This is a genomic window from Planosporangium flavigriseum (assembly GCF_011947225.1).
GTDB classification, from domain to species: domain Bacteria; phylum Actinomycetota; class Actinomycetes; order Mycobacteriales; family Micromonosporaceae; genus Planosporangium; species Planosporangium flavigriseum.
Genome location: NZ_JAATVW010000013.1, coordinates 21,278 through 41,958 on the forward strand (window position 1 = coordinate 21,278; position 20,681 = coordinate 41,958).

Annotated in this window: 23 protein-coding genes; 9 read left to right on the top strand and 14 right to left on the bottom strand. The window is 68.5% G+C overall.

Annotated features, from left to right (window positions below):
* Window positions 1–8 precede the first annotated feature (8 nt).
* The 3 genes from HC028_RS17960 (at window position 9) to HC028_RS17970 (ending at window position 2,279) form a co-directional block, all read left to right on the top strand.
* Window positions 9–284 (top strand): flagellar biosynthetic protein FliQ, encoded by a 276-nt coding sequence (locus tag HC028_RS17960; RefSeq protein WP_168078517.1) that lies wholly within the window; start codon window positions 9–11, stop codon window positions 282–284.
* Window positions 281–1,054 (top strand): flagellar biosynthetic protein FliR, encoded by a 774-nt coding sequence (locus HC028_RS17965; protein WP_168078518.1) that lies wholly within the window; start codon window positions 281–283, stop codon window positions 1,052–1,054. Before HC028_RS17960 ends, HC028_RS17965 begins: the two co-directional genes overlap by 4 nt.
* A gap of 142 nt (window positions 1,055–1,196) precedes the next feature.
* Entirely contained in the window at window positions 1,197–2,279 is a 1,083-nt protein-coding gene (locus tag HC028_RS17970; protein ID WP_168078519.1) for an EscU/YscU/HrcU family type III secretion system export apparatus switch protein, read from the top strand.
* A gap of 76 nt (window positions 2,280–2,355) precedes the next feature.
* Here the strand turns inward: HC028_RS17970 and HC028_RS17975 are convergent, their stop codons facing one another.
* Entirely contained in the window at window positions 2,356–3,600 is a 1,245-nt protein-coding gene (locus HC028_RS17975) for an EAL and HDOD domain-containing protein (protein ID WP_168078520.1), read from the bottom strand.
* 145 nt (window positions 3,601–3,745) lie between these two features.
* On the opposite strand from HC028_RS17975, the gene flhA reads away from it, so the two are divergent.
* Genes flhA through HC028_RS17995 form a run of 4 tightly spaced genes read left to right on the top strand, consistent with a single transcriptional unit; the run spans window position 3,746 to window position 8,430 of the window.
* The gene (flhA, locus tag HC028_RS17980; RefSeq protein ID WP_168078521.1) at window positions 3,746–5,785 is read left to right on the top strand and encodes a flagellar biosynthesis protein FlhA; all 2,040 of its coding nucleotides are present in this window, start codon (window positions 3,746–3,748) and stop codon (window positions 5,783–5,785) included.
* Entirely contained in the window at window positions 5,763–7,388 is a 1,626-nt protein-coding gene (locus tag HC028_RS17985) for a hypothetical protein (RefSeq protein WP_168078522.1), read from the top strand. The genes flhA and HC028_RS17985 overlap by 23 nt, the downstream gene beginning before the upstream one ends.
* Window positions 7,385–8,047, top strand: a complete 663-nt coding sequence (locus HC028_RS17990; protein ID WP_168078523.1) for a PilZ domain-containing protein — start codon at window positions 7,385–7,387, stop codon at window positions 8,045–8,047. Before HC028_RS17985 ends, HC028_RS17990 begins: the two co-directional genes overlap by 4 nt.
* A 20-nt stretch (window positions 8,048–8,067) precedes the next feature.
* Window positions 8,068–8,430, top strand: a complete 363-nt coding sequence (locus tag HC028_RS17995) for a hypothetical protein (RefSeq protein WP_168078524.1) — start codon at window positions 8,068–8,070, stop codon at window positions 8,428–8,430.
* 129 nt (window positions 8,431–8,559) lie between these two features.
* Here the strand turns inward: HC028_RS17995 and HC028_RS18000 are convergent, their stop codons facing one another.
* The 10 genes from HC028_RS18000 to HC028_RS18045 all read right to left on the bottom strand — a co-directional run bounded on the left by HC028_RS18000 (window position 8,560) and on the right by HC028_RS18045 (window position 17,238).
* Window positions 8,560–9,042 carry a hypothetical protein gene (locus HC028_RS18000; RefSeq protein ID WP_168078525.1) on the bottom strand — a complete coding sequence of 161 codons (483 nt, stop codon included), beginning with the start codon at window positions 9,040–9,042 and terminating at the stop codon, window positions 8,560–8,562.
* Window positions 9,043–9,050: 8 nt separating this feature from the next.
* Entirely contained in the window at window positions 9,051–9,425 is a 375-nt protein-coding gene (locus HC028_RS18005; protein WP_239075490.1) for a response regulator, read from the bottom strand.
* Window positions 9,422–9,892 carry a chemotaxis protein CheX gene (locus HC028_RS18010; protein ID WP_168078526.1) on the bottom strand — a complete coding sequence of 157 codons (471 nt, stop codon included), beginning with the start codon at window positions 9,890–9,892 and terminating at the stop codon, window positions 9,422–9,424. The genes HC028_RS18005 and HC028_RS18010 overlap by 4 nt, the downstream gene beginning before the upstream one ends.
* Entirely contained in the window at window positions 9,889–10,275 is a 387-nt protein-coding gene (locus HC028_RS18015) for a response regulator (protein ID WP_168078527.1), read from the bottom strand. Before HC028_RS18015 ends, HC028_RS18010 begins: the two co-directional genes overlap by 4 nt.
* 6 nt (window positions 10,276–10,281) lie before the next feature.
* Complete coding sequence (locus HC028_RS18020; protein ID WP_168078528.1) at window positions 10,282–11,136, bottom strand: CheR family methyltransferase; 855 nt, start codon at window positions 11,134–11,136, stop codon at window positions 10,282–10,284.
* The gene (locus HC028_RS18025) at window positions 11,136–12,299 is read right to left on the bottom strand and encodes a protein-glutamate methylesterase/protein-glutamine glutaminase (protein ID WP_168078529.1); all 1,164 of its coding nucleotides are present in this window, start codon (window positions 12,297–12,299) and stop codon (window positions 11,136–11,138) included. The genes HC028_RS18020 and HC028_RS18025 overlap by 1 nt, the downstream gene beginning before the upstream one ends.
* 186 nt (window positions 12,300–12,485) lie before the next feature.
* Window positions 12,486–13,379 carry a hypothetical protein gene (locus HC028_RS18030; protein ID WP_168078530.1) on the bottom strand — a complete coding sequence of 298 codons (894 nt, stop codon included), beginning with the start codon at window positions 13,377–13,379 and terminating at the stop codon, window positions 12,486–12,488.
* Window positions 13,380–13,521: 142 nt separating this feature from the next.
* Complete coding sequence (locus HC028_RS18035) at window positions 13,522–13,968, bottom strand: chemotaxis protein CheW (RefSeq protein WP_168078531.1); 447 nt, start codon at window positions 13,966–13,968, stop codon at window positions 13,522–13,524.
* Window positions 13,969–13,972: 4 nt separating this feature from the next.
* Entirely contained in the window at window positions 13,973–16,321 is a 2,349-nt protein-coding gene (locus HC028_RS18040) for a chemotaxis protein CheW (protein WP_168078532.1), read from the bottom strand.
* 83 nt (window positions 16,322–16,404) lie between these two features.
* A complete protein-coding gene (locus HC028_RS18045) occupies window positions 16,405–17,238 on the bottom strand; it encodes a sortase (RefSeq protein WP_168078533.1) in 834 nt (277 codons plus the stop codon).
* A gap of 137 nt (window positions 17,239–17,375) precedes the next feature.
* Between HC028_RS18045 and HC028_RS18050 the strand changes: the two genes are divergently transcribed.
* Window positions 17,376–17,768 (top strand): DUF3140 domain-containing protein, encoded by a 393-nt coding sequence (locus HC028_RS18050; protein ID WP_168078534.1) that lies wholly within the window; start codon window positions 17,376–17,378, stop codon window positions 17,766–17,768.
* A 62-nt stretch (window positions 17,769–17,830) separates the two neighbouring features.
* On the opposite strand, the gene HC028_RS18055 is transcribed toward HC028_RS18050, so the two are convergent.
* Entirely contained in the window at window positions 17,831–18,352 is a 522-nt protein-coding gene (locus HC028_RS18055) for a phosphatase domain-containing protein (RefSeq protein ID WP_168078535.1), read from the bottom strand.
* Window positions 18,353–18,460: 108 nt separating this feature from the next.
* On the opposite strand from HC028_RS18055, the gene HC028_RS18060 reads away from it, so the two are divergent.
* A complete protein-coding gene (locus tag HC028_RS18060; protein WP_168078536.1) occupies window positions 18,461–19,585 on the top strand; it encodes a baeRF2 domain-containing protein in 1,125 nt (374 codons plus the stop codon).
* A gap of 5 nt (window positions 19,586–19,590) precedes the next feature.
* On the opposite strand, the gene HC028_RS18065 is transcribed toward HC028_RS18060, so the two are convergent.
* Together HC028_RS18065 and HC028_RS18070 are read right to left on the bottom strand one after the other, a co-directional pair.
* The gene (locus HC028_RS18065; protein WP_168078537.1) at window positions 19,591–20,457 is read right to left on the bottom strand and encodes a glycosyltransferase; all 867 of its coding nucleotides are present in this window, start codon (window positions 20,455–20,457) and stop codon (window positions 19,591–19,593) included.
* Window positions 20,454–20,624, bottom strand: coding sequence for a hypothetical protein (locus HC028_RS18070; protein WP_168078538.1), 171 nt, complete (start codon window positions 20,622–20,624; stop codon window positions 20,454–20,456). Before HC028_RS18070 ends, HC028_RS18065 begins: the two co-directional genes overlap by 4 nt.
* Window positions 20,625–20,681: the final 57 nt, after the last annotated feature.

The following is a 20,681-nucleotide window of genomic DNA, read 5'->3' on the forward strand; positions in this document are numbered from 1 at the left end:
CTGCGCTCATGACCGACACCCAGATCGTCCACATCGGCCTGCAGACCATGACGGTCTCGGCGAAGCTCGCTGCTCCCGTACTGCTCACCGCACTGCTCATCGGCTTCGCCGTCTCGCTCTTCCAGTCGGTGACCCAGATCCAGGAGGCCACCCTGTCCTTCGTACCGAAGGCGATCGGCTGCGGGATAGCGCTGCTGGTGACGGGCAACTGGATGCTGCACGAGATGATCACGTTCACCAAGATGCTGTTCGCCCAGATTCCGACCCTGCTGGGGAGCGCATGAATCTGTCTCTGCCGGTGGCGGAGCTGACCGCGCTGCTGCTGGCGTCGGTACGGGCCGCCGCGTGGCTGATGATCTCGCCGCCGTTCAACACGAACGTGATCCCGGCCCAGATCAAGGCGCTGCTGTCGGTGGCGATCGCGCTGCCGGTCGTGCCGTCCATCGTCGGCAAGGTACCCGCCCTCGACACCGCCGCGATGGTGGTCAGCCTCGCGGAACAGGTCGTCCTGGGCACCGCGCTGGGCTTCCTGACGGCCTTGCTGTTCGCCGCGGTGCAGGCCGCCGGCAGCCTGATCGACCTGTTCGGCGGCTTCTCGCTGGCGTTCGCGTTCGACCCGATGGGCGCCACCGGCAACGGCGGTAGCGGTGTCTTCGGCCGGTTCTACAACCTCGTGGCGATCACGCTACTGTTCGCCACCGACGGCCACCAGCTTGTCCTACGCGGCTTCACCACCTCGTACAACGTGCTGCCGCTGAACGGCACGCTGTCCCTTTCCAACCTTCAGCACCTGCTCACCGACGGCATCGTCGAGATGTTCGCCGCCTCGCTCCAGATCGCCGGCCCGCTGATCGCCGTGCTCTTCTGCGCCGACATCGGGCTCGGCCTGCTGTCCCGGGTGGCGCCCGCGCTCAACGCGTTCTCGCTCGGCTTTCCGGTGAAGATCCTGCTGACCCTGACCGGGGTCGGCCTGGCGATGACGATGCTTCCGCTCGCCGTCGAGAACCTCGTCGACAAGGCCGTCAAGGCCGTGATGCAGGCGATCGGATCATGAGCGGTCACCTGTGGTCGTCGCACCCGTCGCACCTCCATGATCCGCGCAATGTGTCACTCTTTGCTGCTATCTCGCGCCCTGAAGCAGCAATGTGTGCGACATTGCGCGGATCTTGCGGCGCACCTGGCTCGGAGGGGGTGTCGTGAGCGGCGAGAAGACAGAGAAGCCTACCGAGAAGAAGAAGCGGGAAGCGCGCAAAGAGGGACAGATCGCGCGTACCCCCGACCTGGGGTCGTGGGGTGGCCTGCTCGTCGCGAGCATGCTGTTGCCGATGCTGGTGCGCAACATCATGGACACCACGGAGAAGCTGTTCGTCCAGTGCACCGCCGTGATCAGCGATCCCGATCCGGGCAAGGCGATGAAGCTCCTGGTCACAGGGCTGACGGACGGCGCGATGACCGTGGCGCCGCTCGCGTTCGCCATGATGGCCACCGCGATCATCGCCGCCGCGGCGCAGGGTGCCCTCCGCCCCTCTTCCAAGCTGCTCAAGCCGGACGTCAAGCGACTCAACCCGTTCACCGGCATCAAGAAGACGTTCGGCCCGCAGGCGCTCTGGGAAGCGGTCAAGGTGACCGCCAAGACGGCGGTCCTCGGTACCGTGCTGTATCTGCAGCTTCGAACGATGCTGCCCGGCCTGGTCACAGCCGCCTCAATGCCGCTGCCAGCGCTGCTCAAGCTGATCGCCGACGCGATCCTCGCCCTGTTCCGGACCGCCGCCGCGGCGGGCCTCGTGATCGCGGTAGCTGACTACGCGATGTCCCGCCGGCGTACCAACAAGCAGCTCAAGATGAGCAAGCACGAAGTCAAGCAGGAGCACAAACAGCAGGAGGGCGACCCGCTGCTCAAGGGCGCGATCCGGTCACGGCAGATGGCGATGAGCCGCCAGCGGATGATGAGCGACCTCGCGAAGGCCGACGTCGTGCTGGTGAACCCGACCCACGTCGCGGTCGCGCTGCGCTACGACCCGAGCAAGGGCGCACCCCGGGTGGTGGCCAAGGGCGCGGGCGCGATCGCGGCCCGCATCCGTGAGGTGGCGGCCGAGAAGCGCATCCCGATGGTGCAGGACGTACCGCTGGCCCGCGCCCTGTACAAGGCCTGCGATCTGGGCAGCGAGATCCCGCCGGAGTTGTACAGCGCGGTCGCGCGGGTGCTTGCCTTCGTGATGACGCTCAAGACGCGTGGCTCGGCGGCGGGTCTGCACCGCGCGCCGGCGCTCACGAACTGATGGTGTACGGGATCAGACGCGGCGGGCTACGGCGCCGATGACCGCGGCCGGATGATCTCTGCCAGGACGCCTACGATCATGAAGAGTGGGTCGGGCCGAGAACGCCCCGCACGGTCCGCACGGACCAGCCCACCGCGCTCAGGTACGCCTTGGCCAGTTCGGCCGGCGACACCTTGGAGTGGCTGAGAATCGACGCGTCAGCGCCCTCGTAGCCGCGAGCCGTCTCCAGCACCTCGCCCAGCGGGCCGGCGCCGTGGACCAGAGCGGCGGTCACATCGTCCGCGAGCGGCAGCGACGCGACGAGGTCCGACACCGGAACGCCGAGCACGTCCGCGACGCCCCACAGCAGACCGACGACGAACGCCGAATCGGCGGAGGCGTCCAGTCTGGGAGCGATCGTCTGGCACAGCTTCGCCCGTGCCATGGCCGTCGACAGGTGGTCCTCCGCCACCTCGGCGATGTCGGACACCAGCATCAGCGTGACCCACTCGCGGATCCGGCGACCGCCGAGCATGACGACCGCCTCGTGGACGGACGAGACCCGACGGGCCAGACCGCCGGCAGCGGCGTTCGTCGCCCGCAGTACGCGGAACGACAGGCCCGGGTCGCTGATCACGATCGACACGACATGGTCGAGATCGGTCTCCGCGCCGGTCAGCGCGGCCAGCAACTCCAGTCGGCGCAGGCGCGACGGCGCGAGCGTGGCGATCGACACCACCTGGGTGCGACTCAGCGCGTACCCCTGGTAGAGCTCGAACCCGAGTTCCTGGGCGAGCATGAGGTGCTGGGGCGCCTCCACCTTCTCGGCGACCAGCTTGATGTGGGGGTACCGCCGGCACTCCTCCGCAACGGACGTGATCCGTGTGACGTCCCCGTCAAGGACGTCGATCTTCACGTACGAGGCGATGTCCAGCAGTCGCTCGTGGCCCAGGCCGAAGACGAAGTCGTCGAGGGCGATCGGATACCCCTGCTCCACCAGCCGGGCCGCGCCGGCGATCGCCTCGTCGTCCATCTCGACGGTCTCGAGCACCTCCAGGACGACCTGGCCGGGTTCGAACGGCAGCGCCAACTCCCCCACGATGAACTCGCGCGTGAGGTTGATGAAGCAGGTGTGGTTGCCGACCAGCTCGCGCAGCCCGAACTCGGTGAACGCGTTCACGATCACCTGGCTGGTGGCGTAGGCGTTGCGGCGGGACGCCGCTACCTCGGCACCGCCGCCACGAAAGAGCAGCTCGTACCCGACGACGTCACCCGCTGGGTTGTACAGCGGCTGGCGTCCGACGTGGACGATCTGCCCAGCGGAGGCTTCTGAGGCGGACATGTCGCACCGATCGGCAACCGGAAACCTTTACTGAGGGAAAAAACCTCACCCGACGGAAAAGTCGGCCGATGAGTTCGGTGCCAGGAAGGCATCGGTACGGCCACGGAACGGGCTCAGTTGCTTTAGACGCACAGTAGAAGGTGTCGTGTCCGGTCGCCGGTTGAGCCAGTTCGCCGTTCCTGTTGGCGTGGTTCTGATCATCATCATGATGGTCGTCCCACTGCCCACCATGCTCATCGACCTGCTCATCGCGCTGAACATCACCGGCGCCCTGCTGATCGTCCTGGTCAGCATGTACGTCAGGCGCCCGCTGGACTTCTCAGCCTTCCCGTCACTGCTGCTGATCATGACGCTGTTCCGGTTGGCGCTCAACATCAGCGCCACCCGCCTGGTCCTCCTGGACGGCTTCGCCGGCAAGGTCATCGACGCGTTCGGCCACTTCGTGGTCGGCGGCCAGCTCGTGATCGGCCTCGTCATCTTCATCATCCTGGTAGTGATCCAGTTCCTGGTGATCACCAAGGGTGCCGAGCGGGTGGCCGAGGTCGGGGCGCGCTTCACCCTCGACGCCATGCCCGGCAAGCAGATGGCGATCGACGCCGACCTCAACGCCGGCCTGATCGACGAGATCGAGGCCCGCAAGCGCCGCTCCGAGGTCGCCGCCGAGGCGGACTTCTACGGCGCGATGGACGGTGCCTCCAAGTTCGTCAAGGGCGACGCGATCGCCGCCATCGTCATCACGCTGATCAACCTGATCGGCGGTTTCATCATCGGCATGGTCCAGAAGGGCCTGACGCCGATGGAGGCCGTCCAGAAGTACAGCCTCCTGAGCGTCGGTGACGGCCTGGTCTCGCAGATCCCGGCGTTGCTGCTGTCGGTCGCGACCGGTTTGATCGTGACCCGCTCGGCCACCGACGGCGACATGGGCACCAACGTCGCCCAGCAGCTCGGCCAGCACCGCAACGCCCTGCGGATCGCCGGCGGCGCCGCCCTCGTACTGTGCCTGATCCCGGGCCTGCCGAAGCTCCCGTTCCTCCTGGTCGGCGGCGCCGCGCTGTTCGCCGCACAGAAGATGCCCACCACCACGGCGGACAAGGCCGAGCAGGAGCAGGCCGACGCGCCCGCCCCTCTCGACGCGACCGAGTCCCTGCTCAGCGAGATGCGGGTCGACCCGCTCGAGCTGGCGCTCGCCCCCGACCTCGTCGACCTCGTCGACGGCGCCGGTGGGGACCTGCTCGACCGGGTACGGTCGCTGCGCCGCAAGGTCGCCCTCGACCTGGGCATCGTGATGCCGCCGGTACGCACCCGCGACGACCTGGACCTGCCGCTCTCCACGTACGCGATCCGGATCAGCGGCGTCGACGTCGCCCAGGGCCAGGCACCTCCCGGCACGGTCCTCGCGATCGGCGAGAACCTGGAGTTCCTGCCCGGCCGCGCCGGTGTCGAGCCGGTCTTCGGCCTGCCCGGCAAGTGGGTGCCGGCCGAGCTGCGCCACCAGGCCGACCTGTCCGGCGCGACCGTCGTCGACCGTGCTTCGGTGGTCATCACGCACCTCGCCGAGGTCGTCCGCGCCAACTCCAGCCGCCTGCTCGGCCGTGAGGACGTACGGGCGCTCACCGACATCGTCAAGCAGACCAACCCGGTCGTCGTCGAGGAGCTCACCCCGGCCCTGCTCAGCCTCGGCCAGGTGCAGAAGGTGCTGCAGGGTCTGCTCGACGAGGACGTACCGATCCGGGACCTCGTCCGCATCTTCGAAGCGCTCTCGCTCACCGCGAAGGCCTCCACCGACCACGACACCCTGCTGGAAGCCGCCCGGGCCGCGCTCGGGCCGGCCATCGCCGCCCGGTACGCCACCGACGGCGCGCTCACGGCCATCACGCTCGACCCCCGCCTGGAGCAGTCGCTGCTGGAGTCGCTGCGCCCGACCGACAGCGGCCTGCAGTTGCTCATCGACACCGGCCGCGCGGAGGCCATGGCCGAAGAGCTGAACCACCTTGCTGAAACCGCGGAGCAACGCGGAGCCAACCCCGTAGTGGTTTGCTCTCCTCAGCTCCGATTGGCACTGCGTCGCCTGCTCCAGATGGCCATACCGCGGATGCCCGTCCTGTCGTACGCCGAGATTGCCCGGTGCGCCCTGCGCATCGAGACCATAGGAGTGGTGAACGGTGTCTACTCGATTGCTGCTTGAGGGGACCGATATTCAGCAGTTGCTCGCGCAGGTACGCGCTGAGCACGGCCCCGCAGCCAAGATCGTGGCAGCCGACCGCGTCCGCACCGCCGGCGTCGCCGGCCTGTTCGCCCGCCAGCGGTACGAGCTGACCGTCGAGGTGGCCGACGGGGTCGCCGGCGGCGACAAGCCGGACGCGCCGGCGCCGGCCGACGCCACTGCACCGTCCCGGGCCGCCGTCGCCACCGCCGCTGCCGCTTCCCGGCCCGCCACGCCGTCCCGACCCGCCACCACTGCCACGCCGTCCCGACCCGCCACCACCACCACGCCGTCCCGACCCGCCACCACCACAGTGGACGTCGCCATCCCAGCCGATGTGCTCGTCGCGCTGGTCGAGTCGCAGGAGCGTGGACTGACGCCTTACGTGGACCCGGACGAGTCGACCTCGGCCGACAGCGCCATGCAGGCGGCTCAGGAGATCAGCGCCAGCACCGCGGCCTTCGCCGACGTCCTGGCGGACTACGGCGTACCGGCCCAGCAGGTCCCTGCCGGGTCGAGCACGACCTCGGAGCCGTTCACGACCTCGGAGGAGTTCACGGCCATGGCGCCGTCCACCACCATGGAGCCGGAGACGGCCACCATGGAGCCGGAGACGGCCGAGCCGGAGCTCTCCGACTGGTTCGCCGCCGCGTGGAAGGCGACCACACCGATCACCACATCGTTGGCCGCGGACATCCTGTCCGAGCTTGCCCCCGCTGAGCCGACGCGGAGCTACTCGACGGCGATGGACCCGAAGCCGGCCGAGGCGACAGCTGTCGCGACGGCGACGGCGACGGCGACGGCGACGGCGACGCCGACCCCGATCCCGACCCCGACGGCGGCGGCGACGGCCGAGCAGTCCACGCTCCGTACCGTGGCGATCCCGCGCTACGAGCCCGCGCGACTCGGCGCCGACACTCCGCTATCGACCGCGCTGGCCCACCTGGGCCTGCCGGCCGAGCTGGTCGATCTGGTCAGCGGAACCGACTCCTACCGTGAGATCAGCCGCATCGTCAAGCTCCTGCCCGAGGCGCCGAAGATGCCGGCGCGAGCCGGTGAGGTCCTTGTGATCGTCGGCGGGCTGCGCGACGCGTTGGCGGCCGCCGACAGGGTGGGCTACCTGCTGAACCTGCCGTCGTCGCGCATTCTGCTTGCGGCTACGAGCTGCGCGGGTACCGGCGTTCACGCCAGCCGGCGCCTGGCCGATGCGGAGCAGGCCGCCAAGCGCGTCGCGACGCTTCGCCGCGACACCGACCTGCCGCTCGTGGTCGTCGTCGACAGCACGCCCGCCTCCCGCGCAGCCGACGGCGGCGGTGTCAAGTGGGCCCGCTCGGTCATCGAGAGCGTCGACGCCACATGCGTCTGGGGTGTGATGGACGCCACACGTAAGACTGCGGATAGTGCGCGTCGGCTGGCCGATATCGGCCGTGTAGACGCGATCGCCGCATACGGCTGTGGGGAGACGGACGACCCGGCCACGGTCCTGCAACTTGGCATCCCCGTAGCGTTGATCGACGGCCGCCTCGCCACCCCGAACCTGTGGGCTGAACTGCTGTGTCGCCGTTTAGAAGAGGTAATGGAATGACCGAGCCGATGCCGGAGATCCGTTCGGCGGTCAGCATCACGGTCGATGGGTCCGAGCACGAGTCCCGGATCGAAATGATCGAGGGAAACAAACTGGTCGTGACGGCGCCGATGCACCAGACGGTGGAGGTCCCGGAGATCGGATCCGCCGTGTCGCTGAGCTGGAGCGCCGGGCCGCGCGGACGGTACGCCGTGGACACCAAGCTAGTGTCGACCTCGCGGGTCGAGGGCGTACCGACGCGGTGCTGGACCCTGACCGTCTTGTCCGAGCCGGTCCTGCAGCAGAGGCGCCGGTACGTGCGCGCGGGCGGCGGCGAGTCGGTCGGCGTACGCTCGACCGAGCGTGACGTGATGCTCTCCGGTTCAGCCAACGACATCAGTGAGGGCGGCGTGCGGTTCCATGTCTCGGGCGTCAAGCCGGGCGATGAGACGTGGGTCCGGCTCAACGACGATGAGGCCGTGACCGTTGTCGTCCATCTCGATGAGGAAATGCTCGACGCCGACGGCTGGGTTCTGCGCACCATCGAGGACCACATCACGAGCACGGTCGACATGATCGTGACGCTGAACCTGGTCGAGCGCCAGGCGGAGATGGTCCGCCGGTACGTGATGCGCCAGCAGATCCTCGCTCGGCGAACCGCCGCCGACGCGGATTACTGATCGAGAGGCTTGCGCAGAGCATGGCCAAGTTATCGACCCTCCTGCTCGCCGCGCTGCTGGACAGCCCGGCGCTGTACCACGCGTTCGTGGTAGGCGACATGGACCACACGACCGCCCTGGTCCGGTACCTGATCGCGGTCGTCGTGGCAGCGATCATGCTGGCGCTGCTGCGGGGACTGATGAACGGGTACCGTCGCGCCAACGAGGCCGAGGCCCGGGAGGCCGCCCGGGAGGCCGAGATGGAGGCCCTGGCGGCCAGCCGCGAGGCGGCCCAGGACAGGGCCATGGAGGCCCTGGAAGCCGCGCGCGCCAACCCCGCCCTGATCGCGCAGGCGCGCCGCGGCACCGACGGCCAGCAGTCGGCCGACGAGGTCGCCGAGTAGCACACCAGGCACCCGGTCCCCGGCTCCTTACCGATCTGCTCAATCCCGTACAGCAAAACCCGTACAGCAAAAAGAGAACTCCCCGCGCGACACCGTTGTCGCGCGGGGAGTTCTCGTTCGTGCGACGACCTACTCGGCCAGCGCGACGGATACCCTGCCCGAGCCGTAACCACCGACCTGGACCGTCAGGTCGATGCGGCGACCGAGCGCCAGCAGGATCGCACCGGCGTCGCTGGGTACCTGCTCACCGGGCAGGAACACCTGGTAAAGCTTCAGGTGCGGCCCATCTTCACGGTTCAGCAGGCCGGTCATGATGTTGCAGACCTCGCGGACGTTCTCGGCGACCGTCTCGGTGACGACGCCGTCGGCGACGCAGTCCTGGGCGCCTCCGGGCGGAAGCAGGCCGATCGCCGCACCGGAGTACACCGTCAGCGGCAGGTCCATGCCAACGACGGCCCAGAGCTTGCTCTTGTCGTCGGCGTACAGGCTCACAAGCGTCGTCTTCAGGTCCTCCGCGAGGACCGGCTTGGCGTCGCCAACGGTGATAGGACGTCCGAGAAGGTCCTCGAAGAGGTCACGAACCTCTTTAGGTACGGGCAGCAGGCTCGACATAGCTCACTTTATCCTAGGATTGGATCCAAAACATCACGAAACGCATCGGCCGTGAACGGCTTTGTAACCAGGAAGAGCGCGCCCGCCGACTCCGCGGTATTACGCATCTCTTCAGTGCCTTCCGAGGTAACAAACCCGAACGGCACCTCTACGCCGTTGGCGCGCAGCATGCGCAGCACCTCGATGCCCGTCATCTCGGGCATGTTCCAGTCCGACAGCACCAGATCGGGGCCCTCGTTCATCACCTTGTCGAAGGCCTCCTGGCCGTCCGCGGCTTCGACGAGCTCATGGCCGTCGTACCCCGCCTGACGCAGGGTACGGGTGACGATCTGACGCATCACTCGGCTGTCATCCGCGATCAGAATCTTCATTGCTACGGTCACGCTTCCTTCTCGACACTGCTCTCTAGAACCTGTACGGAGATCGGCTCACCCAGCCACTCGCCGCTGAGCCGGGAAACCTCGCTGGCCGACGGCCAGCCGGTGTTGCCGTCGATCAGAACGATCGGCAGCGACAGCGCGGACGGCTCCGGCATGAGGCTCTTGACGTTGCCCCCGATGATGTTGGCCAGCTCGCCGAGCGCGTCCGTGACGTCCTCACGCGCGACGCCGTCGAGGTCGATGCCCAGCAGCGCAGCCGCCACGTTCCGGGCCGCCGGCATGGAGCAGCTCACGACGATGTGACCGACCCAGGCACCGGTCACGGAGACCGACGCGCAGACATCGGACGACGGCGCGGTACGTGGCGCCTCGAGAAGCGGGCTCGTGCCCTCGACGTCGAGGTACGAGGCCCAGATCTGCTCCGCGATCGCGAAGAGATCCGTGTCCGTGAGCGTGGCACTAGTGGTCATTCCGGGGCTCCATTCGTTAGCACTCCCAGCAGCGCCAGCTTTTCTTGGATGGCGTCAGGGGTAAAAGGCTTGATCACGTACTCGTGCGCACCAGCCGCCAAAGCTCGTACGATCTGGCTCTGTTCGCCCTCGGTGGTGACCATCATCAATGACATGGCACGGTATTTCGGATCAGCGCGGACTGCGGTAATGAACTCCAGTCCGTTCATCTCCGGCATGTTCCAGTCCACAAGCGCCACCTTGGGGACCGTTTCTGCGGCGGCGAGCAGATCCATCGCCTCCCGACCATTGCCCGCCTCCCAGACTTCAAATCCGAGTTGGGCGGTGATCCGACTGAGGATCATCCGCATCGCTCGCGAGTCATCGATCACCAATGCAACCATCGGTGATCACCCCTTTCCGGAGAAGCCGACGGGCTGCGTGGTTTTACCGCCACGGAGGCGGTAGGCGGAGCTGCGACCAGCGGCTATCCTTTCGAACCGCTCGTCGATGCCGATGGTCGTCTCCGCGGAGCCAAGGAACAGCCACGCGTCGGGGCGCATCGTGGCGCTCACTCGGCCCAGCACCTGTCGCTTGGTCTCGACGTCGAAGTAGATCAGCACGTTGCGCAGGAAGACGACGTCGAACTGCGGCAGCGGCGGCAGCGGAGCAGCCAGGTTGAGGCGCCGGAACGTGATGTTCTTGCGCAGGCCGGGCGTCACCTTCCAGTTGGTGCCGTCCCGCTCGAAGTGCCGCACCAACATGTTCGCCGGCAACCCGCGGTTGACCTCAAGCTGCGTGAAGCGCCCGGCCTGGGCCCGGGCAAGCATCTCCTGGGAGAGGTCGGTGGCCAGGATCTCGTAGCTCCACCCGGCCGGCAGGGACTCCTGCAGGACCATGGCGAGGCTGTACGGCTCCTGCCCGCTCGAGCACGCAGCCGACCAGATACGAAGGGTTCGGTTGGCCGACCGGGTCGGCAGCAGGTCGGGCAGCACCTTGGTGGTCAGCGCCTGGAACGGCTCGTTGTCCCGGAACCACGACGTCTCGTTCGTCGTCAGCGCGTCCACGATCTTCTCGTGCGTGTCCGGCCCCGGCAGCTGCTGCGCCCGGCTGACGAACTCGGAGACGGAGGACAGACCAGCCTCGCGCGCGAGCGGGAGCAGCCTGGCCTCCACCAGGTACTCCTTACCGGTCTCGAGCACGATGGCGGAGTGTCGGCGCACCAGGTCACTGACGTACGTGAATTCTTGAGCGGTCAGGCTCATCAGGCCACCTCCTGCGTCCGCACTCGGCGCCCGGCGGAGATACGCGAGACGAGATAGTTTGCGATGTCGGGCAGCGGGAGTACCGCGTCGGTGAGACCGGCCTGCGTGATGGCGCCCGGCATGCCCCAGACCACGGATGTCGCTTCGTCCTGGGCAACGATCTCGGCGCCCTCGGCGTACAGCACCTCGGCACCGCGCTTACCGTCCTGGCCCATGCCGGTCAGCACGGTAGCCAGGACCTTCCCGCCGTAGACCTGCGCGACGGAACGGAACAGCACGTCCACAGCGGGACGGCAGAAGTTCTCCGGCGGACCGCTCTGCAACTTGGTCATCACGGCCGTACCGGAGCGGACGACCTCCAAGTGGAAGTCGCCCGGTGCGATGTAGACCGTTCCGGGGCGTAGCTGCTCCTCCCCTGCCGCCTCGACCACTTCGAGGGCGCAGGACCGATTGAGGCGCTCGGCGAACATCTTCGTGAAGACCGGAGGCATGTGCTGGACGACCACGATCGGGACCGGCAGGCTGGCGGGCATCGCCTGGAGCACCTTGGAGAGGGCGTCCGGGCCACCGGTCGAGCAGCCGACCGCGAGCACGTCCACCAGGTCGGTACGCGAGCGCCGCACTGCGGGGGTCGAGGTCGCCGGCTGCTTCCCGGTACGCGGCACGCCGGCCAGACCGGGCACTGCCGGCGGGAACGTGAATCCGCTGGATGCGCCACCCGGCCGATCCGTCGAGGTACGACGCGGCCGGCGGCCCGAGCCACCCTCGCACAGCGCGTGGATCCGCGGAATGATCTGCTCGCGGACGCTGCGCTTAGACTCCTCGAAGCTGCCCACGTTGGAGGGCTTGGTGACGTAGTCGCTGGCGCCGGCCGAGAGCGCGTCGAGCGTCGCGCTCGCCCCGGCGGCGGTCAGCGTGCTGAACATGATCACCGGCAGCCGCGGGTAGCGGGGACGTAGTTCGCGAAGGGTGCTGAGGCCGTCGAGGACGGGCATCTCGATGTCGAGGGTGACCAGGTCGGGGTTGAGCTGCTCGATCTTCGCCAGCGCGACCCGCCCATTGGGGGCGGTGCCCACCACCCTGATCTCCGGATCCTCGGCCAAGGCGTCCGTGACCAGACGTCGGATGACGACTGAGTCGTCCACGACTAATACATTGATCACGCAGCGGCCTCCCCGGCGCAGAGGATGACCACCGCCCGGCCATCCGTTCAACGGCCATATCGGCGCGAACGGGTACCGGATGAGAAAAGTGCGTACGGATGAACCAGCCCTATTTAGGGCTTTTCAGGGAACTATCCGGAATAGACATTGCTTGGTGGCGTGAACCACAGTGGCCAGCGCTGCGCCTCAGGCGCCTGCTCCCCCGGGCGTCTCCGGCGGGTCGAGCGCGGCCAGGAGCGGGTCGACGAGCCGCCCATGCGTCTCGACTGCCAGCAGGTCCCGGGCCGCCATCGCCTGCACGGCACCGCTGAGCAGGTTCCAGGTACCACCCGCACGGTCGGCCAGCGGGATGCCCGCGTCGTCGACGGCCCGCACGAGCATCAGCTGGGCCGCGGCCGCGGCCCGTACCCGCCCGGATACGTAGACCGCCCACGAGGCGGCGTGCACGGCCGGTGCCCACCCGCTGGCGCCGCGGCGGGTCGCGTCAGCGGCGGCGGCCAGTCGCGCAAGCTGGGCCGGACTCAGCACGCGCACCCGGCTCAGCAGGGCGGAAATGTCATCATGCTGCGGTCCGAGGTGGACCGGGCGTACCGGCAGCCACCGCGTGGCGGAGAGCCACCCGGCGGCGAGGGTGCGGCGCGACGGCACGGACAACAGGTCGCGCAGGTACGCGGCGACCACCGCGTCGCAGATCACCGAGGTGGCCTGGGCGGCCACCACGCTCTGCGCGGCCGGGGAACCGCCGGTGGACGTCCAGGTCCAGTCCAGGACGTCCTGGCGTAGGCACTGCAGCAGCCCGTCGACGGTGCCGATCGGGGCCTGTTCCAGCAGGGCGAGCGTCTGGTGCGCGTCGCTCGGCTCCACCGACAGGTCTCGGATGGTCTGTCGCTGGCGGGCCGCCTCATCCACGTCCTGCCAGAGCGTCAGCCGGTCCCAGTCCTCCATCCGGAAGTTCGCGATGACCTCAAGGTCACTCTCAGTAAGCGAGAGGCTACGGAGGAGCACATCAGCGGTTGCCGATCCACCGGGGAGGCGGGACAGGTCAAATCCGAGAACGGGAGCGCTGACGAGGCTGTACATGCACCCAGTCTGCAACCAACGCGCTCCCCGCGCTGTCCCCCGATTGGCTAACTATGTAACTCTCTGTACATACGAAAACAGGGTGCCCCTACAGCACCATATCGCGCTGTAGGGGCACCCTGTTTTCGGGTTCTTCCAGTTTCTACTCGTCGATTCCGTTACCGGTGGTGGTCTGCACCGCGCGGTTGGTGTCGAGGGCGAGCATGAGCCGGCCGTCGAGCTTGAACGCGCCGGTGATCAGCTCCCGGCTGGGCCCGGTCAGCGTGTCCGGCGGGGGTTCGACGGTGTCGTCGTCGAGCTCGACGACCTCACCGATGCGGTCGACCAGCAGGCTGACCGACTCCTCCTCGGTACGCACGATCACGTTCATCGCCGGGCCGTCGAAGTCACGGGCGGCCAGGCCCAACTGCACGCGCAGATCGACCGCGGCGATGACCTGGCCGCGCAGGTTGAACAGCCCGCCGATCGAGCGCGGCCCCAGTGGCACCGGGGTGTACTCGTGAAACGACAGCACCTCCTGGACCTTGGCCACGTCCAGCCCGAACAGCTGGTCGGCCACCTCGAAGGTGGCGTACTGACGACTTGCCATCTTGTTATGCCCCCACCATCAACGAGTCGCTGTCGTAACCGGCGCCGGCTTCGGTGTCGAGATCGGCGTCGAAGCGCGGGTCGGCGGCCATGATCGCCCGACGGACGTCGAGCAGTTCGGTGACCCGCTGCTGGATGACCGCCGAACCCTTCAGCCCGTCGTCACCGAAGTCCCGCTCGGCCCCCACCACGTCCTCGACGATGTCGACGATCCGGTCGACGGCCAGCGCGACGCTGCGGCCGCGCTCGGTGTAGACGACCACCGGCACCGACGACGCCTGCTCGCCCTCGGAGTACACCCCGAGCATCTGGGCCAGGCGCAGCACCGGCAGGATCTGGTCGCGGTACTGCACGACCTCCCGGGCGCCGACCCGCTCGAAGCGCTCCAGCGGGAACTCCTCCAGCCGGGTGACCATGTCCAGCGGGATCGCCACCCGCCGCTCGCCGACGCCGGCGATCAGCAGCCGGTCGACGTTGTCGTGGGTGCCTGTGACCGCATCCAGCTCCTGCTGGGCGCGTTCGACCGCCCCCATGTTCAGGTGCGCCCGCCGGGCCAGCGACGGCACGTCGAGGATCAGCGCGACCCGGCCGTCGCCGAGCAGGGTGGCCCCGGCGTACATGCCGATCTCCTTGAACCGCGACGACAGCGCCTTGACCACGACCTCCTCGGTGTTGAGCACCCGGTCGACCACCAGGCCGAACTTGCGGCCCTCGGCCTGCAGCACGGCGACGTAGACGTCCCGGTCGCCCGAGGACATGGGCAGACCGAGCGTCTCGTCCAGGCGCACCAGCGGCAGCAGCTTGCCGCGCAGCCGGTAGACCTGCGCACCCATCGCGTGCTCGATGACCCGACCGTTCTGCCCGTCCAGGTACACCAGCTCATGCACCGCGACCTGCGGGATCGCGTACCGCTCAGGGCCGCACTCCACCGTCAACGCCTGGATGATCGCCAACGTCAACGGGATCGTCAACCGCCACGTCGTGCCCTCCCCGAGGGTCGAGTCGACATCGACCGCGCCACCGATCCGCTCGATGTTGGTCTTGACCACGTCCATGCCCACGCCACGCCCGGAGACGTTGGTGACCTTCTCCGCGGTCGAGAAACCGGCCCGGAACACCAGGTTCAGAATCTCCCGGCGCTCCATGTGCGCCACCTGATCCCGCGTCAGCAGACCACGCTGGACCGCCACGTCGGCGATCTTGTTGGGGTCCATGCCCTTACCGTCGTCGGCGACCTCGACGATCACGTGCCCACCCTCGTGGTACGCGCGCAGGGTCAGCACCCCCTCGGCCGGCTTACCCGCAGCCCGACGGTCAGCCGGCGCCTCGATGCCGTGGTCGACGGCGTTACGCACCAGGTGCGTCAACGGGTCCTTGACCGCCTCCAACAGGCTGCGGTCCAGCTCGGTCTCGCGACCCTCCATCGCCAGGCGGACCTGCTTGCCCACCGAACCGGACAGGTCCCGCACCACCCGGGGCAGCTTCGACCACAGGTGGTCGATCGCCTGCATCCGCGTCTTCATGACGCTTTCCTGCAGCTCACTGGTGATCAGGTTGAGCCGCTGACCGGTACGGGCAAGGTTGGCGTCCGACGTCGCGGTGACCGCGCGCAGCATCTGGTTGCGGGTGAGCACCAGCTCACCGACGAGGTTCATCAGCTTGTCGAGCAGGTCGACGTCGACGCGGATCGAGCTGTCGGCGATGCTGCGCCGAGCCTGCGCGGCGGCGGTTTCGCCACTGGCGTGCTCCTCGTCGGCCGACGAAGCCGACGCGGCAGCCGCGACCGCGGCGGTGAGTACGGTGTCGACATCGGCCTCCACGGCCGGCGCCGCGGCGGGTACCGGCTCGGGGGTCGCGTCAGTAGCTTCGGCAGCGGCCGGAGCCTCGGTCTCGACAGGGGTCGGGGCGGCCTTAACCTCGGCGGGCGCAGACGCACTCGCGGCGGGGGCTGGCTCGGCGGGCGCGTTGGCGCTCTCGATGCAGCGGGTCACGGCCTCGATGACGCCTTCGACGTCCACGTCACCCTCGGCGCCGCTCTCCTCGATCGCGGTCAGCAGGGTCCGGACGACGTCGACCATCCGCAGCAGCGTGTTGGTCGTCTCCGGGGTCATCACCTGGGTGCCGTCGCGCAGCCGGGCGAGAAGGTTCTCGCCGACGTGCGTCACGCGCTCCAGCCTGTTGAAGGCCAGGAAGCCGCTCGTGCCCTTGATGGTGTGAATGGTACGGAAAATGCTTGACAGCAGTTCCCGTGAACCTGGCTCCTGTTCGAGAGCCACCAGGTCCCGGTCCAGCTGGTCCAGGTTCTCGTGGCTTTCCACGAGGAATTCCTGCACGATGTCGCCGAGCTCGTCCAACGCCGCCTCCTTCTCTACGAGGCACACAATCGGCAAGGCCCGGGCGCAACTGAGAATTTGGTCAAAACACAGCAGCCATCACCTCAGTTCCCCGTCAACTCCGGTGGCGCGCCAGCTGACCGGGGGGTCGCCCGCACCAGAACCGCCTGCCGGACCAGCCGGCGCAGGGTGGTGAAGACCGGGTCGCAGGTGACCAGGGTAAGAAAGTCGCGCGCACCGGCGGGCGCACCGGCGGGGCGCGGGGCCAGCACCTGGACGTCGGACGGGCCGACGATCATCTCCCGGCTGACCCGGTAGATGTACCACGTCGAATCAGTCTCCACGACCACCGGGTCACCCTCGTGGAGCCGGTCCAGGTCCCAGAAGACGCCCGGGTACCGGTGACCGCCGATCCCCACATTGCCCGGCTGCCCGAACGACGGCGTGTCGGGGATGTGGCCGGGCCCGCGCAGCAGGTCCTCGTCTCTGGCGCCCTCGACGACGACGAGGTCCAGCCGCAGCCGCGGGATGTGGAGCCGGGCGATGGCGCCGGACGGCGACGGGCTCGCGCCCGGCACGGGACCGCCCTGCGGTTCCTGGGCACCGGCTCCCTGCGCCGCCTGAGCCGCCGTGCCCTGCCCGGCTTGACCCGCTGCGCCCCGTACCGCCGGAGCTGGCGCCGCACCATCTGCCCGCGCCGCCTGCTGGCGCTCGACCGGCCGGGCCCATGCGGCGTCGACCGCCCGTTCCAGGCCGGCCTGGTTGGTCTGGATCTGGTTGATCCGCGACCACCAGTTCCAACCGGTCCCGCCGACGAGGGCCAGGCCGCCGGCCAGTAGGACCGCGGCGGCCACGCTGAGCAGGCGCTGCGTCCGGTCGGGTCGCCCGGTCGTTACGGAGCCGGACCGGTCGGCATCGCCCCGACGACTGATACCCATGAAGTGCACTATATCGGCAAATTCCGGCATAACAGGGTGAGCAGGACATATCAGGGCCTGCCGCCATCGGGCTCGCCTTCCCGACGATTCACCCGCCATGGCCCGGGGTAAGTAGGACAGCCTAGGAGGTGATCGAAATGACTCGTAGCAACCCCGCGATCGAGCAGAGGTGGGACGTCTTCCACCGGGTGGTGAACATGCCATCCCCGGAGCTGCGCGACTGGCTGCTGTCCACCCCGGACGGCGCGGCCGCATACGCACCGGAGCCCGACATCGACATCCACGAGCTCGGCGGGCGAGTCTTGCGGATCCTGGAGAAGCGACGCGTCGACCTCACCGACGACGACGTCGCCACAATGGAACTCGTGACGGAACTGGTGGTGGGCCGGCTGATGAACGCACCACCGGAGGAAGCGGTCAACGAACCCTGGCGCGACACCCTGCTGACGCTCGGCCATGACCCGCTGCGGCCCGACTCACCGCGCGGCGAAGAGGCCGCAACGCTCCTCCGGGAAATGACGACCACCTGAACCTGTCGGGGGCGATCTTGGACAATTGGCGGCGCTACGGACCCGCCAATTGTCCAAGATCGTTAAGTTCTACCCTCGCGCTCCTGCGCCTCTTTCAACGACTCCGCGTACGGCACCCAGTCGGCGAGCCGTACCGGCCAGCCCGCTTCCGACAGCTTCGCCACCACCGCCGGGTCGTCGTCGACCACGATCGCGACCTCACCGTTCTTGCCCAGGCGGCGCAGCTGCTCCGCCTTGAACTCCCGCGCCGGCCGATGGTCCGACGTCGGCCGCATCAGCAGCTCGTCGACCGGCAGGCCGTGCCGGGCCAACCACCGCTCGGTGACCTCGCGCAGGTACTCCGGGCGCCCGGTCAACCAGACCAGGCGATGGTCCCGGGCGTACTCGCGGGCAAGCTCCACGCCCGGAGCCAGCGGGTCGTCGGCGTCGGCGCCCGCGAAGAACCGCCGCCAGTTCTTGGGCCGGCGGGCCACGTGGTGCAGCCGGTGACGGACATCGGCGACCGTGCCGTCCACGTCGAATACGGCTACGGGCCTGTTGGCTGCTGGTCGCTCGGCTACCGGTCTCTCGGATGGCTCCTGCACGGATACATCGTCCCCGTTTGGATCACGTAAGTCGCCTGTAGTACCCGGATTGCGTGACAACAAGCCTAATGAGGGTAAGAGCGAAGGACCCGATCCGGGGGGTACGTGATGCATCTTTCCGTGCTTCGTCCGCTGTCCGAGCACCCCGGCCCGTGGGCTTCGATCGTGCTCGACGCCTCGCACGAGACCGAGGACGCCACCAAGGCCATCGAACTACGCTGGCGGGCCGCCCGCGAGGAGCTGGCGGCGCAGGGGGCTGACGAGCCCACGCTGGCAGCCCTCGAAAATACCGTTCTGAATCATCAGCCCGTACCCGGGCGTTACTGGTTGGCCGCCTTCGCCACGCAGGGCGAGGTGGTGCTGGCCATGCCGATCGTCGCCACTCCCCGGGACCACGTCGCGGCCTGGGGACCGCTGCCGCACGCCATGCCGATGATCGCCGGCTACGGCGAGCAGGTCGCCTGGCTGCGGATCGTCGTCAACCGCATCGGTGCCGACTTCGAAGGCGCCACCCTGGGTGGCAGCCCCCGCCGCGGTCAGATAAACGGGCACAACGACTTCCCCATCCACCGCGTCAAGGCGGGCGGCTGGTCCTACTCCCATTACTGGCGCGCAGCGCAGATGACCTGGCAGCGCAACGCGCAGGAGATCGCCGACGCCGTCGGCCGAATGGCCACCGAGATGGGCGCCGAGATCCTCATCGTCGCGGGCGACCCGCAGACCCGCCGCCTGCTCATCGACCACCTGCCGGAGTGGTGGCAGAAGCGGTACGTCGAAAGCGACGTCGGCTCGCGCGCTCCCGGCGCCGACCCCGAGCCGCTGGACGACTTCACGCTCCGGTCCATCGCCCGCCTGGCGGACGAGCACATCGCCGACGTCCTGGAGCGATTCAAGATCCAGCAGGCTCACAACGCGGCCGCCGAGGTCGGGCTGCCGGCGCTGGTGACGGCGCTGCAGCGCTGCCAGGTCAAGACCGCCCTGCTGGTCAACGACCTGTCCTCCCCACTTCAGCTGTGGGTCGGCGATCGGCCGAACGAGGTCGCGCTCACCAAGGACGGGGCCCTCGCTCTCGGCGCCGAAAATCCCCAGCGCGTACGCGCGGACGCGGCCCTGCTGCGCGCGCTCGCCGCGACCGACGCGGACCTGGTCCTCGTCACACCCGACGAGTTCGACCAGGGCGGCGGAGTGGGCGCGCTGCTGCGCTACGCCGACGTATCGACTCGTCACCTCTGAGCCGGTCAACCGACCGGATCGCCCGCCACCCCGACCACATCGAAGCACTGGACTTCGCGGTCCGGGACCGTGGTCGGCGACTCCAGGTGGTAGGCGCCACTGGGCACGACGCCAGCTCCCCCGTACGCCGCCTGCACCCGAAGTTGGACCACCACGTCCTCGCCGGCGTGCACCGCAGGCACCTCGGTCCAGAAGCCGTACCCGCCGACGGCCACCAGTTTCGCCCGGTCGTACAGGACGCACGCGCCGATCCAGGCGACCTTGTACGCCCGCCACTCCCCCGGTGCCAACCCCAGCCGGTCGGTGATGTGCAGCAGGTTCGCGGCGCTGTGGACGGTATGCCGGCTCCACTGCGAACCCCGCACGTCCAGGCGCTCCGGTCGCACCGGGCCGTCCCACTCCTCGAAGGACGACTCCTCGGCCGGCCGGTGGTCATCGACGTATGAGACACCGTGCGGCGCGTTGCCGACGAAGCCACAGCCCAGTTGCCTGATGGCGGTGAGCATCCGAGCGACGCTGCCGGGTTCGAGCCAGATGTCGTCGTCGAGGAAGAGGACGTACCGGGCGCGGGAGCACGACAGCAGGTAGCCGCGGTGCTCGGCGAGCCCGCGCCGCGGCAGGTGCTGGCCGAGCAGAACAGGATGGCCGAAGTGGCGTAACGCGCGCACCACGCCGGCGACGGCGGGATGGCACCAGGCCGGTTCGGCGTCGGACTGATCACTGACCACGACGCCGAACCCGACGTCCTGGGCGGCCAACCCGGCGAGGGCGACGGCCAGTTCGACCGGCCGGTTGCGCGTGGGTACCAGCACGTCCAGGTCGCGCTCGTGCGCGAACGCGTACGGGTCACCCGTCTCGAGCGGCCGGCTCACTCCTTCGGCGGCGGTTCGTACGGCGTCCGCTGGTCCTCCGGCACCTTGTGCAGCGCCCGGTCGTCCTTGCCCGGCGGCAGGGCGTTCTGCGCGGTCTCCTCCGCATGGTCGGTCACCAGCGGGTCATGCTCGCTGCGGCGCATCTCCGGCTGCTGGATGTTGGTCATGACGCTCCCCTAATCGGTCATCCGTGAACGGTGCTACCCCGCACCGGCGCGGAAAAC

Bases quoted from the DNA above. Each gene is read 5' to 3' on its own strand.
- HC028_RS17960 (WP_168078517.1), top strand. From the start codon at position 9: ATGACCGACACCCAGATCGTCCACATCGGCCTGCAGACCATGACGGTC.
- HC028_RS17965 (WP_168078518.1), top strand. From the start codon at position 281: ATGAATCTGTCTCTGCCGGTGGCGGAGCTGACCGCGCTGCTGCTGGCG.
- HC028_RS17975 (WP_168078520.1), bottom strand. From the start codon at position 3,600: ATGTCCGCCTCAGAAGCCTCCGCTGGGCAGATCGTCCACGTCGGACGC.
- HC028_RS17990 (WP_168078523.1), top strand. From the start codon at position 7,385: ATGACCGAGCCGATGCCGGAGATCCGTTCGGCGGTCAGCATCACGGTC.
- HC028_RS17995 (WP_168078524.1), top strand. From the start codon at position 8,068: ATGGCCAAGTTATCGACCCTCCTGCTCGCCGCGCTGCTGGACAGCCCG.
- HC028_RS18000 (WP_168078525.1), bottom strand. From the start codon at position 9,042: ATGTCGAGCCTGCTGCCCGTACCTAAAGAGGTTCGTGACCTCTTCGAG.
- HC028_RS18010 (WP_168078526.1), bottom strand. From the start codon at position 9,892: ATGACCACTAGTGCCACGCTCACGGACACGGATCTCTTCGCGATCGCG.
- HC028_RS18015 (WP_168078527.1), bottom strand. From the start codon at position 10,275: ATGGTTGCATTGGTGATCGATGACTCGCGAGCGATGCGGATGATCCTC.
- HC028_RS18020 (WP_168078528.1), bottom strand. From the start codon at position 11,136: ATGAGCCTGACCGCTCAAGAATTCACGTACGTCAGTGACCTGGTGCGC.
- HC028_RS18030 (WP_168078530.1), bottom strand. From the start codon at position 13,379: ATGTACAGCCTCGTCAGCGCTCCCGTTCTCGGATTTGACCTGTCCCGC.
- HC028_RS18035 (WP_168078531.1), bottom strand. From the start codon at position 13,968: ATGGCAAGTCGTCAGTACGCCACCTTCGAGGTGGCCGACCAGCTGTTC.
- HC028_RS18045 (WP_168078533.1), bottom strand. From the start codon at position 17,238: ATGGGTATCAGTCGTCGGGGCGATGCCGACCGGTCCGGCTCCGTAACG.
- HC028_RS18050 (WP_168078534.1), top strand. From the start codon at position 17,376: ATGACTCGTAGCAACCCCGCGATCGAGCAGAGGTGGGACGTCTTCCAC.
- HC028_RS18060 (WP_168078536.1), top strand. From the start codon at position 18,461: ATGCATCTTTCCGTGCTTCGTCCGCTGTCCGAGCACCCCGGCCCGTGG.
- HC028_RS18070 (WP_168078538.1), bottom strand. From the start codon at position 20,624: ATGACCAACATCCAGCAGCCGGAGATGCGCCGCAGCGAGCATGACCCG.